This window comes from Geobacter psychrophilus (assembly GCF_056821595.1).
In genome coordinates this window covers 1,402,724-1,427,882 of sequence record NZ_JBXDTU010000004.1, presented here as the reverse complement: position 1 = coordinate 1,427,882, position 25,159 = coordinate 1,402,724, and the positions used below count along the sequence as shown (strand labels likewise).

The 25,159-nt window shown below is 56.9% G+C and carries 17 protein-coding genes; 1 reads left to right on the top strand and 16 read right to left on the bottom strand.

Annotated features, from left to right (window positions below; all coding sequences use genetic code 11):
- Window positions 1–9: 9 nt before the first annotated feature.
- The 16 genes from ACOCF6_RS08960 to ACOCF6_RS08885 form a co-directional block, all read right to left on the bottom strand.
- Window positions 10–2,085, bottom strand: a complete 2,076-nt coding sequence (locus tag ACOCF6_RS08960) for a TonB-dependent receptor plug domain-containing protein (protein ID WP_482460041.1) — start codon at window positions 2,083–2,085, stop codon at window positions 10–12.
- Window positions 2,082–3,071, bottom strand: a complete 990-nt coding sequence (locus tag ACOCF6_RS08955) for a PAS domain-containing protein (RefSeq protein WP_482460040.1) — start codon at window positions 3,069–3,071, stop codon at window positions 2,082–2,084. Before ACOCF6_RS08955 ends, ACOCF6_RS08960 begins: the two co-directional genes overlap by 4 nt.
- Entirely contained in the window at window positions 3,064–3,516 is a 453-nt protein-coding gene (locus ACOCF6_RS08950; RefSeq protein ID WP_482460039.1) for a response regulator, read from the bottom strand. The genes ACOCF6_RS08955 and ACOCF6_RS08950 overlap by 8 nt, the downstream gene beginning before the upstream one ends.
- Entirely contained in the window at window positions 3,509–5,413 is a 1,905-nt protein-coding gene (locus ACOCF6_RS08945; RefSeq protein ID WP_482460038.1) for a sensor histidine kinase, read from the bottom strand. Before ACOCF6_RS08945 ends, ACOCF6_RS08950 begins: the two co-directional genes overlap by 8 nt.
- Before the next feature lie 12 nt (window positions 5,414–5,425).
- The gene (locus ACOCF6_RS08940; RefSeq protein ID WP_482460037.1) at window positions 5,426–6,919 is read right to left on the bottom strand and encodes an ABC transporter substrate-binding protein; all 1,494 of its coding nucleotides are present in this window, start codon (window positions 6,917–6,919) and stop codon (window positions 5,426–5,428) included.
- The gene (locus ACOCF6_RS08935) at window positions 6,916–8,391 is read right to left on the bottom strand and encodes a GAF domain-containing protein (RefSeq protein WP_482460036.1); all 1,476 of its coding nucleotides are present in this window, start codon (window positions 8,389–8,391) and stop codon (window positions 6,916–6,918) included. Before ACOCF6_RS08935 ends, ACOCF6_RS08940 begins: the two co-directional genes overlap by 4 nt.
- Window positions 8,388–9,263, bottom strand: a complete 876-nt coding sequence (locus ACOCF6_RS08930) for a phosphate/phosphite/phosphonate ABC transporter substrate-binding protein (RefSeq protein ID WP_482460035.1) — start codon at window positions 9,261–9,263, stop codon at window positions 8,388–8,390. The genes ACOCF6_RS08935 and ACOCF6_RS08930 overlap by 4 nt, the downstream gene beginning before the upstream one ends.
- Entirely contained in the window at window positions 9,260–10,123 is an 864-nt protein-coding gene (locus ACOCF6_RS08925) for an MEDS domain-containing protein (protein WP_482460034.1), read from the bottom strand. The genes ACOCF6_RS08930 and ACOCF6_RS08925 overlap by 4 nt, the downstream gene beginning before the upstream one ends.
- Before the next feature lie 47 nt (window positions 10,124–10,170).
- The gene (locus tag ACOCF6_RS08920; RefSeq protein WP_482460033.1) at window positions 10,171–11,196 is read right to left on the bottom strand and encodes a response regulator; all 1,026 of its coding nucleotides are present in this window, start codon (window positions 11,194–11,196) and stop codon (window positions 10,171–10,173) included.
- 94 nt (window positions 11,197–11,290) lie between these two features.
- Window positions 11,291–14,947 (bottom strand): response regulator, encoded by a 3,657-nt coding sequence (locus ACOCF6_RS08915; RefSeq protein ID WP_482460032.1) that lies wholly within the window; start codon window positions 14,945–14,947, stop codon window positions 11,291–11,293.
- A 27-nt stretch (window positions 14,948–14,974) separates the two neighbouring features.
- On the bottom strand, window positions 14,975–17,332 hold the full coding sequence (locus ACOCF6_RS08910; protein WP_482460031.1) for a PAS domain S-box protein: 2,358 nt from the start codon (window positions 17,330–17,332) through the stop codon (window positions 14,975–14,977).
- A gap of 167 nt (window positions 17,333–17,499) precedes the next feature.
- A complete protein-coding gene (locus tag ACOCF6_RS08905) occupies window positions 17,500–18,999 on the bottom strand; it encodes a PAS domain-containing protein (RefSeq protein WP_482460030.1) in 1,500 nt (499 codons plus the stop codon).
- A 14-nt stretch (window positions 19,000–19,013) separates the two neighbouring features.
- Window positions 19,014–21,362, bottom strand: a complete 2,349-nt coding sequence (locus ACOCF6_RS08900; RefSeq protein ID WP_482460029.1) for an MASE3 domain-containing protein — start codon at window positions 21,360–21,362, stop codon at window positions 19,014–19,016.
- Window positions 21,349–22,077: a PAS domain-containing protein gene (locus ACOCF6_RS08895; protein WP_482460028.1), complete on the bottom strand. Its 729-nt coding sequence runs from the start codon at window positions 22,075–22,077 to the stop codon at window positions 21,349–21,351. Before ACOCF6_RS08895 ends, ACOCF6_RS08900 begins: the two co-directional genes overlap by 14 nt.
- A gap of 38 nt (window positions 22,078–22,115) precedes the next feature.
- Window positions 22,116–23,459, bottom strand: a complete 1,344-nt coding sequence (locus ACOCF6_RS08890; RefSeq protein ID WP_482460027.1) for a PAS domain S-box protein — start codon at window positions 23,457–23,459, stop codon at window positions 22,116–22,118.
- Between the two features lies 1 nt (window position 23,460).
- On the bottom strand, window positions 23,461–24,309 hold the full coding sequence (locus tag ACOCF6_RS08885) for a phosphate/phosphite/phosphonate ABC transporter substrate-binding protein (RefSeq protein ID WP_482460026.1): 849 nt from the start codon (window positions 24,307–24,309) through the stop codon (window positions 23,461–23,463).
- A 445-nt stretch (window positions 24,310–24,754) separates the two neighbouring features.
- Between ACOCF6_RS08885 and nifX the strand changes: the two genes are divergently transcribed.
- Entirely contained in the window at window positions 24,755–25,141 is a 387-nt protein-coding gene (gene nifX / locus ACOCF6_RS08880) for a nitrogen fixation protein NifX (protein ID WP_482460025.1), read from the top strand.
- Window positions 25,142–25,159 lie beyond the last annotated feature (18 nt).

The following is a 25,159-nucleotide window of genomic DNA, read 5'->3' as shown; positions in this document are numbered from 1 at the left end:
TCCTCATCTTCAAAACTTGTACAGCACATTAGCCTGCGTCGAGATCCCTTCGCGGGGGAAATCGCCCGGGATCTTCTGGGTAGCCCCGGAGGTGTCCGGATCGGAATAGCGCTGGTCGATCAGGTTATGCACCGCCAGCTGTATTTCCAAGCCCTTGAGGAAATCATGGGCCGTCAGCGCCAGATCCACGGTGGTGTAATCCGGCATCTCCGCCCTGATGTCGCCTGTATCGCGCGGCCTCGGGCCGGTCCAGTGCACGTCGCTGTGCAGGTTCAGCCAGCGGGTCAGACCGTAATTCACGCTGCCGGTGGCGCGATGGGTCGGCACATAGGGGAGCCGCTGCCCGGTAATGTCATTGCGCGGATCCTGCCAGGTGTAGCTCAAGCGCCACTTCAAGGTGGCAAAGGCGCTGCCGTCCAGACCGACCTCCACCCCCTGGGTTCTGGATCTGCCGGCATTGATATACAGGGCAGGTGCTGTGGAATTGTCTTTATTGATCAGGTCGTCGATGACGCTATGGAAGTAGTTCAGATCAATGTTCAGCGCCCGGGAAAACCGGTAGCTGGCACCGGCCTCCCAGGTCTCGATCCGCTCCGGCTTGAGCGCCGGATTGCCGACCTCCACCGGGTTGTTGATATTGTAGAGTTCTTGAAAATTGGGGGCACGGAAGGCGCGGCCGTAGAGGAACTTCAGGTCTACATTGTCCAGCAGGTTCCAAACCAGTGCCGCGCGCGGATTGATCGTGTCGCCGAAGTCGCTGTAGTGATCGTAACGCACCCCGACTGTAAGATTGAGCCTCTCCAGCAGTTGCCATTCGTCCTGGAGGTAGGTCGCCCAGATCCGGCGGCTTGCATCCTTGTTCCAGTTGGCAACCTCCTGGATCGAACCGAGATCGGCGCCGGTCAGCGGATTGAAGTTGCCCAACTGCCTGACGTCGTACTGGCGCATCTCTTCATAGGCCAGGCCGGCAATCAGCCGGTTTCCCTTGAAGGGGATCCAATCGATCTGTATCTCAGTGCCGAAGGTCCTGTCTTTTACCAGAGGCTTGCCGATCATACCCTGGGGAAAGCTGCCGCCGAATCCGTTCGGGTAGATCTTGACCTGCGGTTCCTGGCTGTAGTGGTCGTAGGACAGTTTTATATGGGCAGCCAGGGTGTCTGACAGGCGCAGGTCATAGGCCAGTTCGCCCCAATAGTTCTCCGCATCGTTGTAATCTTCGTCCGTGAGGGCATAAGCCATGCCGATGTTGATCCCTTTACGCGAGGCGAGGTAGTGCCCCCGAAAGGAGAGGTCGCCGTAAAGTACCTTCACAAAGGCGTCGGTCTGTTCGACATCGAGATGCGTTGTGCCGGGCGCCATGGAAAAGGGTGTGCTTCTCAGGACGTCGGACTCCACACGCAGCTTGGGACCTCTGGTCCGGTAGTAGTCAAAGCTCCCCGAAGCGGTCAGACTGTCGCCATATTTGACTGCGCCTACCAGATTTCCCTTGAAGGTATCGAAGCTGCCGCCCCCTGCCATTGTCTCCAGAGCATCGATATCATCGGCATCGCGGGTGATGACGTTGATGGTGGCCACGAAGGCGCTGTTGCCGTAGAGCGCCGAACCGGGGCCGCGCACCACCTCGATCTGCCTGATGTTTTCAACCGGGAGTGTATCCGCCAACTGATACATGGCACTGCCGGTAATGTTTCTGTTCAGGGAATGGCCGTCGATCATGACGAGGATCTTTTCGTTAATGTACGTCCTGATCCCGCGCACCTCGACCATGTTGATCCCCCACTCGTTGGTCGAGATCCCGATCCCCGGCACCATCTTCAGCACGTCCAGCAGGTTGCGCGCCCCCATGTTCCTGATCTCGTCGGCGGTGATGATAGTGGCGATGGCCGGGGCCTTGCGCAGCGGGGTGGAACGCTTGGTGGCCGTGACCAGGTCTTTTTCTTCGTACAACAACAGGAGTTCGGCCTGTTCATCAGCAGTTGTCGTTACCCCGTCCGGAGGCACAGTGCTCTCAGTCGCCCTGGCTTTTCCGGCGAATGACAGCAGGCACATCAGAAACATCACAACAATTGACATTCGGGTTTTCATTGATGGCCTTCCTCCAGCTCCCTGATCCGCTCCTTCAACTCCAGCATCCGCAATTCACGGCCGACAAAGATCTTGTTCATCCTGGCCAGTTCCTCGTTCTTTTCTTCAAGCTCGGCGGTCCGTTCCTTCACACGCTGCTCGAGTTCTTCATTGAGATGCTTCAGCGCATCCTCCGCCCGTTTTCGTTCCGTGATGTCCTGCATCATGCCGAACATGCGTCGTGGTTGACCGGATGCGTCAAGCTCCACGTTTCCCTGGCTGTGCACGACCCGCACCTCTCCGTTTGGCCGGATTATGCGGTATTCCAGGTTGTAACGGGGACCGCCCCGCAGCGCATCAGCGACCGCTTGGGCCGCCCTTGAGCGATCCTCCGGATGAATCAGCTCCTGCCACTGTTGATGCCATCGGGCCAGGTCAGGCCGCGTCTCCTGCCGCGGCAGACCGAAGATGCGGCAGGTTTCGTCCGAAAGGATGACGTCGCCTGATTCAAAGCTGCGGTCCCAGTACCCGATACAGGCCATGTGCTGGGCCTCTTCCAGCCTCCGTTCGCTTTCGCTGAGTGCCTCCTCCGCCACTCGGCGCGCCCTGTGCTCTCTCACCTCGTTGAGCGCCCGCTCTATCGCCATCGGCAGTTTGGCCAGCCGGTCCTTGAGGATATAGTCCGTGGCACCCAGCTTGAGAAGTTCCACGGCCTTCTCTTCGCCGACGGCGCCGGAAACGGAGATGAACGGAATGCCGGGACAGAGGGCCTTGGTCAGCGCAAGCGCGGCCGGCGCCTCGAAACCGGGCAGCAGGTAGTCGGCCAGGACGAGATCGTAGCCCCCCTGCTGGAGATACGCCGTGAATTCCTGCTCGTTGGCCGCCCAGTCCAGCTGCAGTGAAAAACCGGCGTCAAGCAGATGTTCCCGGATGAGCTCCGCATCCTGCGGCGAATCTTCCAGGTGCAGGATCCGCAAGGGTTTCTCTGTGTCTGATTCGTTATTCATGGTGGGGTACTCCCTGTGGCAGTTCGTTCAGCATGGCCCAGAAAACCCCGACCTGCTTGACCGCCGCGACAAACTCCGTGAATTTGAGCGGCTTGACCACGTAGGCATTGCTTCCCAGTTCATAGCTCCGGACCAGGTCATGCTCCTCGCGCGAGGAGGTCAGCATCACCACCGGGATCAGCTTCAGGGCCGGGTCAGAGCGGATGGCCCGCAGCACATCGATACCGTCCATGCGCGGCATCTTGATGTCGAGGATCACCACCGCCGGGTTGCCCGGCTGGCGCTGGGTGAATTTCCCCTGGCAGCGCAGGTACTCCAGCGCCTCCACGCCGTCATGGACCAGGGTGACCCGGTTGACCAGGTTGTTTTCGGCCAGGGCCTCCAGGGTCAGTTCGGCATCCCGGGGATTGTCTTCCGCCAGCAGGATCGGTTTCAGTTCAGGCATGGTGTGCCTCCTTTGGTGATGGCAACGAGAAATAGAACGTGGCCCCCTGGTCCGGCTCGGCCTCGGCCCAGACCCGGCCCCCATGACGGGTGATGATGCGCTGCACAGTAGCCAGGCCGATGCCGGTCCCCTCGAATTCCTCCTGGGAGTGCAGGCGCTGGAAGACGCCGAAGAGTTTGCCGGCATACTGCATGTCGAAACCGACCCCGTTGTCCGCGATCACGAAGATGGTTTCAGCTGCTTCTGCACGGGAGCTGACCTTTATCCGGGCGGTTTCACGGGTCCGGGTATATTTGGCGGCATTCCCCAACAGGTTGGCCCACACCTGCCGCAGCAGGGCGTAGTCACCCCGGACCGGCGGCAGCTCCTCGATGACCCATTCGATGGTGCGGCCGACACAACTCTCCTGCAAGGTGGGCAGCACATCCTGGAGGGCCTGGTTCATGTCCATCTCTTCCTGGCGCATCTCGGCGCGCCCGGTGCGGGAGAAGAGCAGCAGGTCGTCGATCAGACACCCCATCTGGCGGGCTGAAGCGGCAATGGTGTCGATATAGTGCAGCCCCTTATCGTCCAGTCCTGCGCGGCAGCGCGAGACCAGCAGGTCTACGTAGCCGTCGATATGCCTGAGCGGCGCTCGCAGGTCGTGGGACACTGAGTAGCAAAACGCTTCCAGCTCCCTGTTGGACGCCTCCAGCTGGGTGGTGCGTTCGGCAACTCGCTGTTCCAGTTCCTGATTGAGCATGCTGATCTTTTCCTCCGCCTGTTTGCGCTCGGTGATGTCCAAGTTGGTGCCGATCATGCGCATCGGTTTGCCCGCCTCATCCCGGAATGTCTGCGAGTCCGCCTTGATGCAGCGGATAGTGCCATCCGGCCGGACGATGCGGAATTCGGGTGCATACTCTCGCTCGCCGCGCAGGGCGGCCTGAATCTCCCCTTCCGTGAGTGCCTTGTCCTGTGGATGGATAGTGCGTACCCAGGCCTCGTAAGCGCCACCGAAGTCGCCCATTTGGAGGCCGTATAAGCGGTACATCGAGTCGTCCCACACCAGTTCGTTATTAGGTATGTCCCAGTCCCAAACCCCCAGTTGCGCCGCTTGGGTGGCCAAAGAGAGGCGTTCGTTCATCCGCCTGAGGTCTTCCTTCCGCTCCTCCAATCCGGCAATCAGATCGCGCAACCGGCCCACCATGCTCTCGAAAGTCCTGGACAGAACCCCAAGTTCATCGGTCCGATCCGTTCCGGTCAGCACGATATTCAAATCACCGGTACTGATCTGGGTAGCGGCGGTGGTCAGCGCCTGCACCGGGTGCAGAATCCGTTGCAAGAGCACTCTCAGCAGGGCGATACTCAAGCCGATGATAATGGCCAGGGCTGCCACGATGAGCGATATCTGCGTCCGGAGCGCCTGTCGCATTTTTTCGGTTGAAAATCCCAAGGTGGCCGAGCCGATCTGCTTCTCGCCCGCGGCGATCGGGGCCGTTACCTCCAGGATCCGGTCGATGCGTTTCAGCGCCTCAATTGCGGCCAGCGGTTTCCGCTCTTTCACAAGGCCGCGCACCTCGTCGGTCACCAGCGGGTCCGTATCCTTGAAGAATGAGACCAGTGGAATCCCCTGGCCGTTAAGAATGACCGCATACAGGGCTTCGTCATCGGTCAGTACCACTTTTTTAACGTTGTTGTTCAATTCAACAAAGTTCAGCGATAGGATGCTGAGGGGAGTTACCTGGGCCATAAACTGCACCAGGGTAGCTGCTTTGGTCCCCAGCGCCTGATGGAGTTGCCGGTCTTGGCCGAGCAAAGCCATGCTCCCCACGATCAGTACCGCCGCAACCAAAATACCGGTCACTACCAGTGTCAGGCGGGTGATGATGCTGCGGTATCTATTGACGGTTTCGCCCATGGCGGCTCCTCGTTACTGCAACTTTGCCTTGTTTCCGTAATAGCCCGACTCGTACAGGATGTACTGCACCTGGTCGTCGATCATTCGGGCGCCTTTGTCCACGCTGATAGTACCCCGCATCATGTCCGTGCCGGTGTTGGCGATAATGCGGGAGATCGCGGGCCACTCCTGGAAACGGGGTCGGTAGTTGGGGTTGCCGTACTTCTCCCAGGATATGACGAGGGGATCGAAGTAGGGAAAGCGCTTCTTCAGTTCCTTGTCTCTATAGGCGCTGCGCCGACCGGGCACACCGCCCGCCAGGATGTAATCGCGCGCCTTCTGTTTTGACGTGAGCCATTGGATGAAGAGCCAGGCCGCAGCCTGCTTTTCGGGGCTGCTCTGGGCGTTGATCCCCAGGGAGAAGCCGCCGAGAGCCGGTTTCCGCCCGGCTGGTCCGGCCGGCTCGACGGCGACTCCCAGGCAGTCGGATATTTTGGAGGTTTCGGGATCTGCCAGCCATTTGTACCAGCCGCTCCACTCGGTAATCATCGCCACCCGCCCGTCGGCCAGGGACTGCACGGTCGGTTCGTGTTCCCAGTCGACGACCCCGGGAGGCATGTAGCGCAGCAACTGCTGGCGGAATTTCAGGCCTGCCAGGGATCCGCTGGAGGAGAGATTCGGTTTGAATGTATCGGTCAGGAGCGAACCTCCGAAAGGCCAGACAAAGCGCATGAAAGAGTCGCAGGACTGGGTTTCGCCCTGATGGGACTGCAGGGCAAACGCATAGCGATTATCTTTGGTAAGCGCCGGACCGTAACGGTCCTTCAGCTCTAGCCATGTTTTGGGGGGACGGTCGAACCCGGCATTTCGCAACAGGCATTTGTTGTAGAACAGGAGACCTGAATAGTTGTCGAACGGAAGGCCGAAGACGATACTGTCCCAGGTGCCGAACGATGCGAGCAGGAGCGGAAAGAAATCCTTCAGATCCAGGTCCGGATCGGTCAAGGCTGGTTTAGTGAAAAATTGGGAAAGGGGAGTTATCCAGCCGGAGGACGCAAACTCTCCAATCCAGACGATGTCGATCAGGATAACGTCAAATCTCGGCTTGCCGCTGGTAAAGTCCAATACCAGGGCTTCGCGCATCTTTTCATAGTAGATGCTTTCCCATTTGACCTTGATCCCGGTCAGTTTCTCGAATTCCGGAATCAGCTTGATCGCAGCCTCGTAACCGGGGCGGGGAAGAAATGATGCGGTCACGGTCATTCCTCTATACGGTCTGGCCGCTTCGGTCAAACTCCATGTGCGTTTTGCCGTTTTGGCGGGATTTCGTTTTCCACGGATCTCGGACGTTGATTTGGCTGCCTGGGGTAGTGCCGGTATGCCGGACAGGACCGGTTTACGGATTGTTGTCTCCTCTGCGCCAGCGGCCGGCATAGGCCACAGCGCCAGGCAGGCCAGCAGGGTGGTCACGGCCGCCGGGATTCGTAATTTCCATACCGTGAAACTATTGGCTTTGAACAGATTCATATGGGACCTCCTGAGGATGGGTCCTTGGCCGGTCTTTTCTCCAACTCCCTGATTCGCTCCTTCAGCTCGATCATCCTGAGCTCCCGGCCGATGAAGATTTTGTTCAAGCGTTCGAGATCGGCGGTCCTCTGCTTGACCCTCTGTTCAAGTTCTTCGTTGAGTTGCTCAAGCGCCTGCTCGTTCCGTTTGCGTTCAATACCGATGGCGATTTCATTGGAAACGGATCCCAACGCCTTAAGGGTTACGTCGCTGAGCTGATTGCGGGAAAACATCGCCATGACGCCGACGAGTTTATCCCCAATGACAAGAGGATGACCGGCAAATGCCACCATCCCCTCTTGCTTCGCCCATTCCTGATCATGGACTAGCGGGTCGCCCAGGACGGCATTCGTAATGTGCGGCTTACGCTCTGCGGCAATCAACCCGATCTTGAATTTGCCAACCGGCACATGGCTGTGGCTGCCATCAATCCTTGTGTACATGCCGGCGCTGGCTTGCAGTTCCAGGCAATTTTCGGCGTCATTAAAGGTCCAGATTCGGGCGAATGCCGCATCAAGGTGTCGCACCAGAGAATCAGAGCACTGTTGCAACATGTTTTGGAGATTTTCCGATGCAGTCAGGTCGCACCCTATTTCTGCGGAAAGCTCTGCCAACATCACCCGTTCTTCCAGATTCTCGTTCAGTTGCTCCAGTTCGTCCTGAATATTCCGGCGCTTTTCAATCTCTTCTTCCAGTAACAGCGCCTTTTCCTGAAGATTTTCCTGCGCCATCTGACGTTCAGCCATCTCCTCTTCGAGCTCGACCGTCTGGTCATGCAGGGTCGCCTGATAATTCCGGATGGCATCCCTCATCCCGGCGAAGCTGTCCACAAGGATTCCTACTTCATCGTGACCTGTCTTGACCAAAGGCGCCTCGAAGTTTCCCTGCGCAATCTCCTCCGCGGCGTGGGCAAGCAGATTGACCGGTCTTCTCACGATGCGCTCGACGATGATGCCGATGCTGAGAAGGTAGCCGCAGAAGACAATCAACAACGCTGTCACCAGCTGGAGATGTCTTTTTTCTGTGGCAGCCGTTATTGCAGAGATGTCGATTTTGAGTATCAGCCTACCCAGATCATTGCCGAGATATTGTATCCGGTGTTCCACGACCCGCACATGCTCCCCCGACGGAGCCGCCGGCAGTTCCTGAAGAGGGTAGAGCAGAGCGCCGCCGGGATTGATCAGGCGGATGCCGACCCACTCCTTGTTCTGGCCCAGCAGGGCATCGAGGTTTTCGTAGATGGTGTCAAGCTGGTGCGCAAGCAGCAGCGGAACCAGCCCTTCCGCAACGCTGTTCAGGTGACGTGTGGTTGCCCGTAGCTCTTCGCGCTCCACGTTGCGTAGCGACTGCGGGAACCAGTAACCGTACAGGAAGAGGAGGAACAGGGCACTGAGAAATGCCAGGGGCAGAAATGTCTTGCTGCGCAGCGTCATCGGCCCGGCTCCTCTTTCCAGAGATCAACCCAATAGGCATCGAGCCCCCATCCCCGCATCTTTTCGTAATCAGTCGGGGAAACCGGCATGAACCGTTTTGTCGGAATTTTTGCCAAGAGAGCTCTTCCTTCAGGGGTCGCGTCCATTGCCAGGAGGGCATGGCGTACCTTCTCACGATCGGCGGGCCGGACGCGCTCATGGGCGGCTACCGGATGGGATGGTAGGTCGCGTGTCGTGTAGATGACCCGGAGGGCATTACGGATAGCCGGGTCCTGCTCACTCAGGCTCTTTTCGACACCACCGCCGGCTGTGGTCAGTCCCTTTACGACATGGAGGTATACGGAGCTGTGGGTCTTGACATAGAGCGGTTTCACCTTCACGTGATGCAGCCGTTCGAGGTCGGCGCGCATCAGAAGCGAGGCGCCGATCGCATTGGGCGATGGAAACGCGACCTCTTTCCCCTCCAGCTCTTTAAGGTGCTGGATAGGGGCATCCTTGCGGACGACGAGGATGCCGCGCAACGGGACGCTGTCGGCAACCAGCGGCAGGTAGCTGCGGGCTTTCATGATGTGATAGGGATTTATGTAGACAAAATCGAAGGCACCCATGGCGAACTCCTTTTCGTAGTTCTCGATGGTGAGGGTCGTAACCAGTTTGAACTTGAGCCCGGTGCGTCTGCTCAGTTCGGTAACGATGGGGTCCCAGATGGCATAGAGCTTTCGCTGCTCGAATTGCGGTGTGACGCCGAAGGTGTAAACCGCTGCAGCATGTTCGGACGTTGCGGGGGTTTCCGCCGCACGGGCGGTGAATGTGGATACCGGCATGCACACTATCCACAGTAACAGCACACCTAAAAACGTTGGTGTTTTCATGATCTGTCCCCCTCCAATTCCCTGACCCTCTTCTTCAACTCCGCCATCCTCAGTTCTCGGCCCACAAAGACCTTGTTCATCTGTTCCAGCTCGTGATTCCTTCGTTCCAGTTCCGTGGTGCGATCCCTGAGTTCCCTCACCAGCTCTTCGAGGCGCTCCTGAGACCTGCGGACCTCATTCTCCAGCTTCTCTCTGTTGACAATATTGGCCAGCAGCCTCTCGACCTCTTTTTTTGCATGTTCCTCCACCAGAAAATCGTCGGGCGGGACGTAATAGAAATTTGTACAGACCATCCCCCCGCAGATTACGAGCGGGTGTGTGGCTATGACGTTCTTTATGATCTCGGGCGAAAAACGGTTGCGATTGTACTGGCAGATGGCGAGAGCGTTGTTCTCGGGGAAGAAGTAGTTCAGTTTTGCCTCATATTCCATCAGGCGATCCGTGCCAGGGTCTCCTCCCAGCATCCAGGTCATCTCGCCGGTGATCCGTAACGCGCTAAAACCCGCGGCGTTAGCCTCGTGCGTGGCGCATGTAAGAAAGTTTATCATCCCGTCCGGGTCGAAGTATCCCTGCTTGAGGTATGAGTCCTGCTTGCTGACAATCACCAGACTCCGGGATGCGACTGCGCTCTCCACATCGATGCCGGCTGTCTTCATGGCGCTGGAGACGGTGGCAGCCGTATTGTCGTCAACGGCATACAGACACTTTTCACCGCGCTCCAGTCCGATCCGAATGTAAGGTAGTACGGCAGCAAACTGCTCTTCCGGCGTCTCATATAAAAGGCACAGATGGTCGTGGACACGGAGTTTTTCTATTGCCCTTGTCAGGGCAAGTAATCCTTTGTCTGCCTGGTCCGCCATATCTCGCACCTCTTTTACTCTTTGTGTCAGCACTTAACCATGACTCGCTACTTTTCCAGCTCCGCGATCCGCTCCTTCAATTCCACCATTCGTAGTTCTCTTCCCACAAAGGCCCTGTTCATCTCTTCCAGCTCATGATTTCTTAGTTCAAGTTCCCTGGTGCGTTCCCTGACCCTCTGTTCCAGCTCTTCATTGAGCCGCAGTATTTTCTCTTCGGCCTGCTTGCGACCGGTTATATCGGTAATAACGCCATCGTATGACAGAAGCTGTCCTTCGGGGGCGACACGGGGAACAAGTGTGGTCTGCACCCAGCGGATCGAACCGTCTTTGTGCTGAATCCTGTGTTCAAAGGTAACGCTGGATTTCGCGATCAGGACATGTTGAGCAGCTTCAAGGACTGTCATCCGGTCTTCCGGGTGGATCATGCGATGCCAGAGGTCAGGGTCGGCAGCGTACTCCTCGGCAGAAAAACCGGTTACGGCCAGACATCCCGGGCCATGCGTTGTCGAGACGGCCCGGCCATCATCAACGACAACCGTGTACATATAGCTGGTGACCGATGCCAGGAGATCGCGGAAACGCCTCTCGCTCTCCCGCAGATGATCCAGTGTTGAATTCAGTTCAACGGTGCGCTCGTTGACAAGGGTTTCAAGCTGCTGTTCGTGCTGTTCCAACTGTTGTCGCTGTAGATACAGTTCGCAAAAGACCCTGGTCTTGCTGCGGAGAATTGTTGGATCAATCGGTTTTAACAGATAGTCGAATGCCCCGCTCTCATACCCCTTGAACTGGTGCTTGGTGTCTTTCATGACTGCTGAGACAAATATGATCGGCAGTCGGCTGGTTTTCGGGTAGGACCGCATCAGTTCGGCGGTCTCAAAACCGTCCATATCCGGCATGCGTACATCCATCAGCACAATGGCGAAATCATGCTTCAGGGAGAGCCGCAGCGCTTCATTGCCGGATGTTGCCTTGAATATTTCGAGACCCTGATCTTCAAGCAGGTTTTCCAGGGCAGAGAGGTTCTCTGGCCGGTCGTCACCCAGCAGGATCGGTATGTTGATAATTTCAGTCATGTCAGGTGCTCCTTTTCCCCCTCCCCTTGCGGGAGGGGGGTAGGGGGTGGGGTAATTGGCCATGAAATAACTCCGTGGCAGCCTCACCCACCCCTCAATCCCCTCCCGTCAAGGGAGGGGAAGCCTGCCGGTACAGCCAGACCCTGAGAAGTGAAAGCAGTTTTTCAATATCGATCGGTTTCGAAATGTAGTCGTTGGCTCCCGCCTGAATGCATTTTTCATGGTCACCCGCCATGGCCTTGGCGGTCATGGCTATGATGGGAAGTGTCTTGAAGCGCGGGTCTCGGCGGATGGTCTTCATCGCCTCGTAGCCGTCCATTTCGGGCATCATAATGTCCATGAGCACAATATTGACATCCGGATGCTCTTCTAATCTGGCCAAAGCCTCCTTGCCGTTTTCCGCTTCGACCACGATCATGTTCTTGTCGTTCAGGACGCTCAGGATGGCAAAGATATTGCGCATATCGTCATCCACCAGCAGCACCTTCCGGCCATCGAGCATGGACTCGTTGTCAAGGGCGGCACGGATCATGCGCTGTTTTTCCCGGGGGAGTTCGCTTTCCACCATATGCAGAAAAAGCGTGACTTCATTCAGCAGACGTTCCGGTCCTTTTGCCCCTTTGATGATGATGCTCCTGGCATAATGCTGCAGCTTCAGCTCTTCTTCATGGGAAAGGTCGCGGCCGGTATGTATGATGACCGGAATGCTGCGGAGCTTTTCATCCCGGTGGATATGCTCCAGGAGATCAAAGCCCGACATGTCCGGCAACCCGATATCAAGGACAATGCAATCGATCTGTTCCCGACCGAGGATGTCGATCGCCTCGCCACCGCTGCCGGCGACGCTGACTTCAATGCTGCGATCCTGGAGGAGCATGGTCATGCTTTCAGACTCGACCCTGTTATCCTCTATCAGCAGCAGCCGTCTCATGCCTCTGGTAACGTTTTTTTCGATGGTGCTGAATACCTCAGCGAGCTGCGCTGGCGTGACCGGTTTTGTAAAAAAGCCCACGGCACCCATTGCCATCCCTTTCTGGCGTTCATCCAGACAGGTAATGAAATGTACCGGGATATGGCGGGTTGCGGGATTGTCCTTGAGGCGCCGCATGACGTTCCAGCCGTCCATGCCGGGCAACATCACGTCGAGTATGATCGCGCTGGGAGAGTAAAGGTCGGCAAGATACATGCCGCTGGGGCCGTCGGCTGCCACAAGGCAACCGAACCCTCTTTCCCTGATCATGGCCATCAGGGCCGCGGCAAAATGGAGGTCGTCCTCAATAATCAAGATGCTCTTGTCCCCCTTGACCATCCTTTCCCTGTCATCCGGAAGCGGCGCTGCATTCTGAGCAACAGGGCACCCCCGGTCAGCAAGCCTGTCAGTCCCGGAGATCTTCAACACGGTCGGCACGGTCGCCAGTTCATCCCCGGAGCTTCCGTTACAGGGCAGATAGAGGGTGAAGGTGCTGCCCTGGCCTCGCTCGCTTTCAAGCGCAATGGTTCCTCCCATCCGCCGTGCAAGCTGCAAGGATATGGAGAGCCCCAGGCCGGTGCCGCCGAACTTGCGGCTTGTGCTGCCGTCAACCTGCTGGAAGGCCTGAAAGATCAGCTCGTGTTTCTCCTTCTCGATCCCGATCCCGGTGTCTCTGATACCAAAGGCTATCGCCGGTAGCGACAACGGATTTGCCGCTCCCGACGGAACTGATATGGTCAGGACCACAGAACCGCTTTCGGTGAACTTTATGGCGTTGGAGAGCAGGTTTTTCAAAATCTGTTCAATGCGCTGCTGATCAATCCGGATCGTTTCCGGTACGTTCTCCTCCACAATGATGTCGAATGCGATCCCTTTCTGTTCCGCCTGCTGCCTGAATGTGTCTTCGAGATTTCCACAGATACCGGCTACCTCTGTATCTTCATACATCAGTTCAAGCCGCCCGGATTCGACCTTTGAAAGGTCCAGAATATCATTGATCAGATTCAGCAGATCCATCCCTGCGCTGTGTATCGTTGCAGCAAATTCCAGCTGCTTTTTGGAGAGTGTCTCTTCCTTGTTCTCCATGAGCAGTGTCGAGAGGATCAGCATGCTGTTGAGGGGAGTGCGGAGTTCATGGGACATGTTGGCGAGAAACTCCGACTTGTAGGCGCTGACCTTTTCAAGGTCCAGCGCTTTAAGGCGTACTTCAGCGCTCGTTGACTCGATCTCCCGGTTCTTGGTCTGGATCTGGTTTTTCTGCTGATCAAGCATTTCGGCGCGCTCTTCCAGCTCTTCGTTGGTCTGCTGCAGCTCTTCCTGCTGCACCCTGAGTTCTTCGGCCTGCTGCTGGGTCTGTTCAAGAAGTTCATTGATTCTCTGGCGGGAGTATGACACCCCGAGTCCGATGGCAATACCCTCTGTGGCCTGAGTCAGAAAATCGAGTTCCTGGTCGCTGAACGGTTTGAACGTACCGAGTTCCACTGCGGCCACGAGCTGCCCGTTATGGACGAGCGGCAGGGCAACAATGTTGTGAGGAGCCGACTCGCCGAGGGCGGAGCCGATCTGGAGGTAATCCGGGGGAATATTCGAAAGGCAGATCAGTTTTTTCTCCAGGGCCGCCTGGCCGATCAGTTCTTCTCCGAGACGGAAGCGGTAGCTCAGGTTCTTGCGCCGGGAAAAGGCGAAGGTTGCCGCGAGCACAAGGGTCTGCCCCTTGTCTTCATACAGGTAAAAGGCGCCGGTACCGGCCTTCAAATACGCAGCCAGAAAGGTCAGCACCTTGTCCGCAATTTCCTCTGTACTCAGATCTCCCCGCATCAGCGTGTTTAATTCATTGAGTCCGGTTTTCAGCCAGTCGCGGGCCTGTTCGTCGTCACGGCTCCTGCGCAGCGATGCGGTCATCCGTGCAAATGCCTGATCGAGCAGGCCCTGGGTTTCGCTCACCCTGACAAGCGATCTGAGCAGGGCCCCCGATTCATCGTTACTCAGGCCGGAGACATTTATTTCGATCGGTTTTGATTCCGTTATGTTCTGATTCAGGTCACCGCTGGCGATCGCATCTGTCAGACGGGCCTTTTCCTCCCCGCTTTGTGCCAGAGACCGGGCTACCTCCAGTCCCCTGCCCAACGGAGAGGTCACGCTGCGCGTAATGACAATGGCGATTACGAACGATGCAATGGCAACGCAGATGCTCAGTACGATCATCCAGAGGCTCAGCTGCCTGTAGGTCCGTCCGCCGCTGGCGTAGTGCAGGTCCGCCTCTTCGACATTGTAGCTGCGCAGCTGCGTGTTGAGTTCCTCCAGTTCTTTGAAGGTCGGGGTAAGCTGCAAGCGCTCCATCTCCCCGACATTGCCGCTCTGTTTACCCTCTGCAACCGCCATCACCCGCCCTGCGGCATCAAGGTAGGTCTCCCATGCCTGCCGGATGGCAGCGAAGATCTGCTGCTCCTTCGGCACCATCGGCATTTTTCCCAGTTCGGCCAGGGCCGCTTTGATCTGCCCTTCTTCCCGTTTGATCCCGGCGAGAATCTCCTGTCGGGAACCGGTGTCGGCAGCAAGCAGATACTGCAGGAGTAAACGCTTGTGCTGCTGGGCATGATGGTCGGCATCGGAAATGACTACGATCGAACGGATCACGTCGTCATGGGTGTTATCGAGCATCGCTTTGAGATCTTTCAAGCCGCTGATGCCGAAATACCCGATCATGCCGCTGAGCAGGACGACCAGGGCATAGCCCGAGATCAGTTTGTTGCGAATCCGCAAATCTGCATACCAGCTCATGTGCTTCCTCCCGTCGGAGACAGATGACTATCTGCTGATCTTCTTCTCCAACTCTGTGATCCTTTCCTTCAGCTCCACCATCCTGAGCTCCCGGCCGACAAAGACCCGATTCAACCGGGCCAGCTCGGCGTTCTTCCCCTCCAGTTCTGCGGTTCGCTCCTGTACCCGCTGCTCGAGCTCTTCGTTGATTTTGCTGATCTTTACTTCCAGTCTTTTTCGTTCAGTGATGTCGCGGCCGATGGTCAGGGCACCGGTTACGATCCCCTGTTCATCCCGCTCTGCCACGAATAGGACCTGATGGGTGTGGTATTCGCCGTCGGGATGCGGCATGTCGATCTCGATTTCTCCCGGTTCGCCGTTTTCCATGACGCCCCTGAGCATGTTTTCATATCTGCCGAATTCCGCGCGCCCGCCGGGAGGTGTCTCCAAAGGTGTTTTGCCCATTCTCGCGTCAAAATCTATGTTCACGGAGCGTCTCAATGCGGGGTTGACGTAGAGCAGGCGACAATCGGTGTCGTAACGGGCGATGTTGTCGGGCGAATTTTCCGCCAGTGAGCGGAATTCCTGTTCCCGTTTGCGCAACAGTTCTTCTGTCCGTTTGAGTTCGGTAATGTCGCGCGCGGCAGCGAAGACCCCCAGGACCTCCCTGTTCTCATCCCGATACACGGTGGCGTTGTACAATACCGCGGTTACCTTCCCGTCACAGCGCCTGATCTCCAGCGGATAGTCCCTCACCAGTCCTTCCCGAAACACCTGGCGATACCCAGTCCTTGCCTTCTCCGGCTCGGTGAAATAATCCGAGAAATCCGTTCCGACGAGCGTCTCACGGGGATAGCCGGTCACGGCTTCCGTGGCAGCATTCACGTCGGTGATTGTGCCGTCCTGCCCGATTGTCACGAGGGGGTCGAGGCTGGCCTCAATCAGGCTGCGGTTATATGCCCCGGCTTTCCTGATGACATCTTCCGCCTTTTTACGTTCGGAAATGTCGCGCGCGGCGGCGAATACTCCCAGGATCTCCCCGGCGTCGTCCCGATATACGGTGGCGTTGTACAACACCGAGGTCACCTGCCCGTCACAGCGCTTGATCTCCAGCGGATAGTCACGCACCAGACCTTCCTGAAATACCTGGCGATAACCCCGTTGGGCCTTCTCGGGCTCGGTGAAATAATCCGAGAAATCCGTCCCGACAAGTGTCTCCCGGGGGTAGCCGGTTACGGCCTCGGTTGCGGCATTCACGTCGGTGATGGTGCCGTCCTGCCCGATCGTAACCAGGGGGTCGAGACTGGCCTCGATCAGGCTGCGGTTATACGCGCCGGACTTTCTGATGGTCTCATCCGCCGATCTGCGTTCGAAGATCTCGTTGGTTAATTCCGTATTCACCTTGTTCAGTTCGACGGTGCGTTCCAGCACACGTGATTCCATTTCAGCATACGCCCGGTTCAGGGACTGTTTCGCCTGCTGCTCCTGCCGGGCGCGTTTCAGCGTTACCAGTGACAGCAACAGGAGCGCCAGGGTCGCGAACCCGAACAAACCGCCATAGTAGAGAACATGCTGTTGCCACTCCTTGAGTACGGCCTTGGTGCCTGCGCCGTACACCATGTAGGCGTTGTATCCGCCCACCTTGCGAAAGGCATAGTAGCGTTTTGATCCATCAATAGATGACGTGCCGTAGTAAGAGCCCCGTTCCCCACCACTGATTGCACGCATGGTGTCTGACGTAGGTGGGAGTTTCAGACGCTCCGGATCAAGCTGCGGCGCCCGTGCGAGAAACATCCCGTCATTTCTCAGCAAGCCGGCGGCGATGTCCAATTCTCCGGCATTATTCCAGAACTTGCTGAAATACTCAGGAAAGACGGTTACGATAACAACCCCGTCGAATGTGCCGGTCTTGTTTTCGCGCCGATGGGCGATATTGAAATTCAGGCCCTTCATGACCCTGCCCTTGACGATGTGGCCGATGAACAGGTCACTGTCAAATTCACGCAGGGAACGGAAGTAGTCACGATCGGCAACAGTGACCGGTGAAGCGGGCAGCGGTTGGCTGCAGTTACGGACGATGCCGGCGGAATCGGCCAGCCAGATCGCCTGAATCTGGGGGTACTTGTCACAAATCTGCTTCAGATAGCCGCGAAGTTCTGCGGATTGTCCGATTTCGTCCCAGCTCATACCACGCAACCGTTCGTTGACACGCTCACAGACAAGATGGTGGGTCTCGAACACGTTGAGGGCGTGCTGTTGAAAAAGGTCCACGGTGCGTTTTACAACACGCTGGTTTTCAATCTGCAGGCTCCGGTAGTCCTGCCACATGACGATGGCAAACAGCAGCAGCGGCACGATCAGGGACGCTGCAACCAGAAGTCTATAGGGTCGAATCTTGTCGGACATACATACATCTCCTACATCAACCAGCCGTGAAACAGTTTGAGCGTGCGTTGTTAATCTGTGCTGGATAATGGCCCATTGCGGTCTTTATCCGGACTTTCCCTCAAGTTTTTTGATTCGCTCTTTCAACTCCACCATTCGAAGCTCCCGACCGACGAATGACTTGTTCATCAGTTCAAGTTCATAATTCCTGCGTTCCAGTTCCTTGGTACGTTCCCTGACCTTTGCTCCAGCTCTCCGTTGAGTCGGCGAAGCTCCTCTTCGGCATGTTTGCGCTCGGTGATGTCACGACTGATCCCTACCAGGCCGTTGAGCTCCCCGTCAGGACCGTAAAATGGAACCTTCAGGGTGTCCAGGAGGATTCTGCGCCCATCCGGGTAGGTCACCCATTCCTCGGTCCGCAGTGGCTTCTCACCTTCGGTCACCTGCCGGTCGCTCTGCCGGATTGATTCCGCCATTTCCCGGTCGAAGAAATCGAAGTCGGTCTTGCCGATCTGTGCGCTTTCCGGAAGGCCGACGAACTCCTCGGAAGCCTTGTTGCAGCCGAGGTACGTGCCGGTGCGGTCTTTGATAAAGATGAGGTCGCTGGCGGAGTCGATGATGCAGCGCAGGAGGGATCTCTCTCGACTGAGCGCTGCTTCCGCCAGCCTTCGTTCGGCCAGTTCCTGCTGTAGTTCCGCTGTCCGCTGCCTGACGGTCCGCCTGAGGATCCGGTTCCAGACAGTGATCCCCCCAATCGCCAGTGTGACCCCTGCCGCCGTGGCGGCGAGCGAAAGCCGGAACGCACGGGAGGTGAACAGGCTTTTTTCACCGACGATGATCCAGCGCCGTCCGATGTCCTTCTTCTCCTCGGCGGTGATGGCGGAGAGTCCCTTGTCCAGAATTCCGCACAGGACCGGCCAGTCGCTTCGGACCGCGAACCGGAGTTGGTAGAGAAGTCCCGCACTGCCGGCAACCCGCAGATTCAGAATCCCCGCCTTTTCGATATAGTAGGAAGCACGTGAAATCTCGACCACCATGGCGTCGACCTCGCCCAGCGAAACCTTCATCAGTCCGCTCAGTTCATCCTGGACGGGACGGAGATCCAGATAGCTGTGCTCCTTCCGCAGATACTCATGCACCGCGCTCCCTGCGGAGGCCGCAACGCTCCACCCCTTCATATCCTTCAGGCCGGAGCCCCCCTGCCGGTCTTTGCGCACCACGATCATGTTGGGGAGCTCGATGTACGGCTCGGTGAACAGCAGGTATGCCAGGCGATCCGGGGTGCGTTGGGCAGCGAAAATCATGTCGATCCGTCGATCTTTTGCCGCCTGAATGACCTCGTTCCATGTGGTGTAGGGAACCAACGTGAAACGACAGCCGAGTTTTCGCTCCATGAGGCGGATATAATCGATGGAAAGTCCCGTGAATTCCTTGTTGTCGCGCAGAACCTGCGGGGGGATCACGGTGATGCCGACCCGGATCGTCCCATCATGCTGTGCAAGCCATTGCCGCTCCTGCGGGGAGAGGGGAAGCGTGTCGGATGCCGCCCGTACGGGCCCGATCCCTGCTACAGTCAGAAGCAATAGTGCCGCGAATGCGATGGCGATATATGGATGTCCACCCCGCTTGCCAAAACCGAAAAACGCTGATTCGGATTTTAGAAGGTCATTCCGCGTTTCTTGCCTCATGATTCGGGCTCCCCTCAGTTGCCTCTTCCTTGCCCTTCCAGCTCCCTGATCCGCTCCTTCAGCTCGATCATGCGCAGTTCCCGGCCGACGAAAAGCCGGTTGGCACGTTCCAGTTCCGCATACTTGGCCGCCAGTTCTGCGGTGCGCTGTTGTACCCGTTGTTCCAGCTCTTCGTTGAGTTTACGGATCTCCTCCTCGACCTGCTTGCGTTCGCTGATGTCGTTCCAGATGGTGAGGGCGCTGATGACGTTATTGTCCTGATCGAATTCGGGCACAATCCTCACGAACCAGCATTTAGGTTTTCCATCCTTGGTCCATTCGAGATCGATCTGGGTGACCGTAGCGGACTCCATCGCCTCCATCAGCCTTTTCGTGAAAACGTTCGCCATGGGCGCCAGTTCGGTCGCGAATTCGACCGGTTTCGTGCCTATGACCTCCCGGGCCGAGAGGTGGTTGACCCGCTCGAACTCGGGGTTGACGTACACCCGCCTTCCCTCCCGGTCGTAGCGTACGATGACGTCAGGCGAGTTCTCCACGACAGCGCGGAAGGCCTGCTCACTGGCACGAAGTTGAAGCTCGGTCTTGGTACGTTCACTGCGGGCGCGCAGGACCATGATGCCGAACCCCAGATCGTCTGACAGTTCTTCCAAAAGTCTTATTTCAGCGGGTGTGAATGCATTGGGTTCCGTGGAATAGATGTTTAGAACACCGAAGGAGTGTGCGCTTTCATCCTTCAGTGGCAGGGAGATGCTGGAGCGATAGCCGCGCTTCATGGCGGCGTCGCGCCAGGGCGCGGCGTGCGGGTCGGTGCTGAAATCCTGTATCCAGGCACTGTTTCCGCTCCGGATAGCGCTTCCGCTGGGGCCCTGCCCACGCTCCGTGTCGGCCCAGGTGATGCCGGCGTTTGCCAGATAGCCGTCCTCGACCCCGGCCCAGGCGACCGGACGGACGGTCCTGGCGTCATCATCCTCCGCATATCCGACCCAGGCCATGCGATAGCCGGCCTCTTCGCAGATAATATGGCAGATTTCACTCAGCAGGGCCTGCTCGTCCTGCGCCCGTATCAGGGCCTGGCTGCAGCTGCTGATGGCCTGCAGTTCCCGGTTCAGCTGATAGAGCGCCGTTTCTGTCCGCTTGTGCCCGGTGATATCGACAAAGGAGACTATTACCCGTGTGATTGCGCCTGAGTCGTCGAATTCCGGCTCAGCATTTACCAGCACCCAGGTGACTGTGTCATAGTCCCGACGGCTGATGCCGGTCACCAGGGCCCTGAGTGGCTTTCCAGTAGAGAGCACCAGGCTTACCGGGTATTCGGAGACCGGCATAACGGAACCGTCTTCCCGCAGGAACTGCCAGGCCGGATCGATCAAGGCCTTGCCGAGCAGATGGGGCGCGGAAAGGCCGAGCAGTTCCTCGGCCAAAGGATTGCAACTCAGGATTTTTCCCTGTTTGTCATGGAGTACGATGGCGGCCTGGACCTTATGGATGAGCGAACGGTAGCGAACTTCACTGGCACTCAAATCGGCGGTTCGCTCCCTAATCTTTTCCTCCAGCGTTTCATGTGCTTTCAGAAGGTTTTCTTCCGCCTGTTTGAGGTCTCTGAAAATGAGATTAAACGGCTCCCGGAGTCCGGTTACGAGTATTGCACGATAGATGAGGTAAAAAGCCGCCAGCTTGGAGAAATGCCCCACCAGGTTGGCGAAACCGTACACACTCAGGTACGTGGTAAACGACAGTTCGGAGATGGCGGTGAAGGCTATTGAAGTGACTGTGAGAAAAAAAACCCCGTCGTTGATTGATCTCCGTTTCCTGTAAAAGAGGTATATGGAGGTGATAAGTGTGGCGGTTATGACGTATTCGCTCCAGATCTTGAACGTGGTAAGCCCTTTCCCTTCGATGTAGCAGTCCGGAAAATTGCCGGAAAATACCATCGCCACAAGTACCGGGACCGCGACGGCATATCCTCCCAGAACGGCCCGATTCTCCACCCTGCGTTCTGCGAAGAACGGCGCGGTGCAGAGGGTGACAGCCTGCAGGGAGCGCGCAGTTATCCAGAGCTGAGTGGGCAGGTTTGCGTCGAAGCCCGAGAATACATTCATCCCTTTGTAGGCGAGGGTATGGAGCAGGTCGATCAGAGCTATAAAGCCGTAGCCGATGCCAAGGATGGTGAGAAAGTGGTTTGACAGGAATCTGCGGGTATTCCAGGTAAGGATGAAAAGGGTGAAACCGATGGCAATGGTTGTGATCTCGATGATGCTGTGGAAGAGGAGATAGCTATAGAGGCTGCTGAGGTAAAGCCCCAGAACTATTACGGTGATGGCACCGATATGAGTGAGTTGTTCGAGCCTGCTATTCTCGGTCATCGTGAGCACCTTTTTCTCCGGACCTGCTTTCCAGCACCCTGATGCGCTCCTTAAGTTCCATCATCCTGAGTTCACGGCCGACGAAGAGGCGATTGAGTTGTTCCAGGCCCGCATTTTTGACCTCCAGCTTTACCTGAGTGTTTTGCAGCTCCACACTCACGTGCTTGAGCCTTGAAATGTCGACCAGGGCGAGACGGCACTCCAGTCCAGATGTGGTTGCCACGGCTTCAATCAGTACCGTAAGAGTAAGATTCCCATGGTTCAGGAGCGTCAATTCGCACGTCTCCTTGACATGGCCGCTGAAGACCTTGTCGAGGAATGTGCTGAAATCAGGGCGATAATTTTCTGTGATGAACTGCGCGAAACGTTGGCCGATTAATCGGGAGCGCTCGAGCCCCAGGAGGCTGGCTCCGGTGAGGTTGGCGGCGCTGATGGTCCCGTTGCGGTCGAGGGAGAAGTAGCTGACCGGGGCAAAATCGTAGAGGCCGGTGTAGTTTTCCAGGGCCTTTTCCAGATCGTCTCTGGTCTGGCGCAGTTCGGCGTTCTGCATCTCCAGCTCGATCTGGTGGACCTGAAGCTCGTGGACGAGTCGCTGCATGGTTTCATCTGCCGGGGGTGGTTGAAATTCTGCCGCATTCGCGCGCAACTGATCTTCAGCCTGACGGCGCAGTTCGCTGGCTGGTGTTGACATGCTTTTGTCCTTGGTGATCTCCATTGCGACCCTCACTAGATCCGAATCAGATGTAAAGAAGGTTAATTATCCATTGGGTCCAGGCAGCACACGTGCGAATTATTATCACGCGCTCCTGCGGCCTGATGGTGCTGTTCCAGCTCCCGGATCCGCTCTTTCAGCTCGATCATCCTGAGCTCACGGCCAACAAAGACTTTGTTCAGCCGGGCCAGTTCATCGATTTTTTCCTGAAGCTCTGTTGTGCGTTGCCTGACCCGCTGTTCGAGCTCTTCGTTAAGTTTGCGGATCTGCTCCTCCGCCTGCCTTCGTTCGGTGATGTCGGCAACAGCTGCGATGGAACCAATGTACTGTCCGCTAGTGTCAACTATCGGGCCGGTTTCGAGTCTCGTATAGATCCGCTCGCCATCCTTTTTTATAAACTCGAAATCGTGCTGCTCCTTGATGCCTTGTTTCCTGCGTTCAATATTGTATTCGGCGATCTGTCTGCCCTGGTCATCCATGAAGGTGTAAAGATGCTTTCCGATCATTTCATCGTGGGAATATCCCAGGATTTCGGCCATGCGCGGGTTGACGAATGTCGTGACCGCTTCCGAATTGATAACCCAGATGCCCTCCTGAACGGTATCAAGCAGGCATTTGTAATTTTCTTCGCTCTTCCGTAGCAGCTCCCGTTCGTCGAACAACTGCCGCTCTGACGATAACAGCCGTGCTGAAGCCTCGTTCAGAGCGTTTCCCAGTTCAGCGATTTCGAGGGGCTGGTCGTTGACAACAATCTGTGCGCCTTTGTGCCCGTCAAGCCGGGTGGCAAAGGCGGTGAGAACGCTGATTGAGCGCACGATCGGTCGCAGCAACAGGATAATCAGGAACGAGCTGCAGGCAACCCAGGCCGCGGTCAGCATCAGGGTGTGTTTCCATGTTTCGGTCTGAGCCTCCCGGATGGCAGACAGGCTGATGTCCGCCCTGAGCCAGCCGAGCATGCTGCCGGCGATAATAGGCTGCCAGACGACCAGCAGGTCGTGTTCGGTGTCTATGGACGTTGATTGGGAAGCAGGTGTGGTGATGCGGGCGATGCCGATTTTTGAAAGAGGCTTGCCGCTGCTGACGCGTTCGATGTCCCAGATCAGGGCACCGTTCGGTTCACTTACTTGAAGCCTGCGGATTTCGGGCAGCTCTGTCGATTTGAGCAGGAAGGATTCCAGGTCGGCATAGTCCTGTACCAGCAGGTCGTGGGCGCAACTTTCGGCAATATTCCTGATCATGAACGATGAATTTTGGCGCATGTCTGCCAGGAGACTTGTTGCCTGATGCCGGGCGGTTATCCAGCCGGAGGTCACGCCGGTGACGAGCAGGATACACGAGACGAGCAGGATGATGCGGGCATTCAGCCGGCGGGGCAGAAGTGCCATGTCACTGTCCCCAATTGGTGAGACCCTTGATGTCGATCTCTTCCAGGGCCCGGTAATCCCGATCATAATCAGCTGTGACCGGGGCCGCCAGCCTGATGGTTTTGAGCAGTTCGGCGCCCTCCCTGGTCGCTGCAGTGGCGAGCATTGCCTTGGTGACTGCCGCCTGCACCGTCCGGGGAACGCGCGGGTGAGCGCTGAACGGATGCGGGGCAATTTCCGGCGTCACCGCGAGTGCCCGCAGCTGCTTGCGGGTATCCGCTGACTCCGCCGCCAGTTCGGGAATGAATACCGCTCCGGCTGCACTCTTGCCCAGCAGCACGTTAATGATCACGTTTCTGGTTGATCCGGCATATTCCTTGGTGAAGGACAATTTTTCTTTTTGCGTTCCCAGCAGGTGCTGGATAAAAACGCTGCAGAGGTTCTTGTTGCCGACAAATGATATGCTTTTGCCGGTCAGATCGTTGATGCTTTTGTAGGGAGAATCTGTACGCACGAAGAGTCCGACTGCGATCTGCTTGCCGCCACGCACCAGGGGCACGTAGCCGTTCGCATTGCGGGCCACGACGGTCTGGATCGGCGATGAGAAGATGAAGTCGGGTGCGCCGCTCCAGATATCCCGCTCGAATTCAGCCATTTTTTCGTACATTTTGAGCTGAAACTCAAGCCCTGTCTCTTTGGTGAGATGCTCCACAAAAGGGGCCCACAGCCGGTGCAGGGTTACCGGCGGTGCTGAGGGGATGACGGCGATGGTGTAGACTTTATCCTGCCCGGCGGTAGCCGGCACGGAGGCGCCGAACATGAGCAGGGCCAGCATGGTGCAACGAATGATAATTGAGGTGTAGTTCAGCATCCGGTCCTCCTTCCTGGTGCGGGTCTGTACCCTGTTGCTTTACAACAAGCAGAACTGTAGCGGAGCGTATTCTAGATATGTCAATTCTAACGTAGTTTGGATGCAATTCAAGCGTGGCTGAACCTTTGATGTATCCCCGCGTTGCGCAGGTCCTTCATTGACGGTGTTGTTTCTGGACATTCGGAGAGCAGCCTGTCGGTCATGTGGTTAATTATTAGGCATTGGTGACTGTGCTGATGCTGGTGCTGGACACCCGGTAATGGTGTTGTGCCAATGATTCCAATTGGATAGCAATTGGCACGTCCTGTGCTAATACGTAGGTACGGCTGAAGTGTTATTGCACGACGCGGCCGGTTTATATGCATGCTGGCAATGGCGCCATTTCCTGACAGGGGAATAGCGCCTTTTTTCTTGTTTCAGACAGCAGTCAGACCAGGGGGTATGTATGAAAATCGCATTTACCACTTCAACCGGCGAGATCATCGATCAGCATTTTGGCCAGTGCCAGAGTTTCCACATCTGGGAGGTTGGTCCGGATGAAGCTGTTTTTCTGGAGGCGGTCAGCGTTGGAGAACACGGCAGTGACGAGGAGGATCGCATCGCAGCCCGGGCACAGTTGTTGTCTGATTGTGCCATTGTTTACACCATGCAGATTGGCGGTCCTGCAGCGGCAAAGCTGGTTGCCCAGAAGATTCATCCCATGAAGACGAATGCCGAGGTCAGCCTGAAGGAGACGGTCGAGCGTTTTCAGGAGGTGCTGCGCGGCAATCCGCCTCCCTGGCTGAGAAAAGCGATGAACAAGGGCGCCTTGACGTCATTTCTGGACGACTGATCAAAAACAATCATGAGT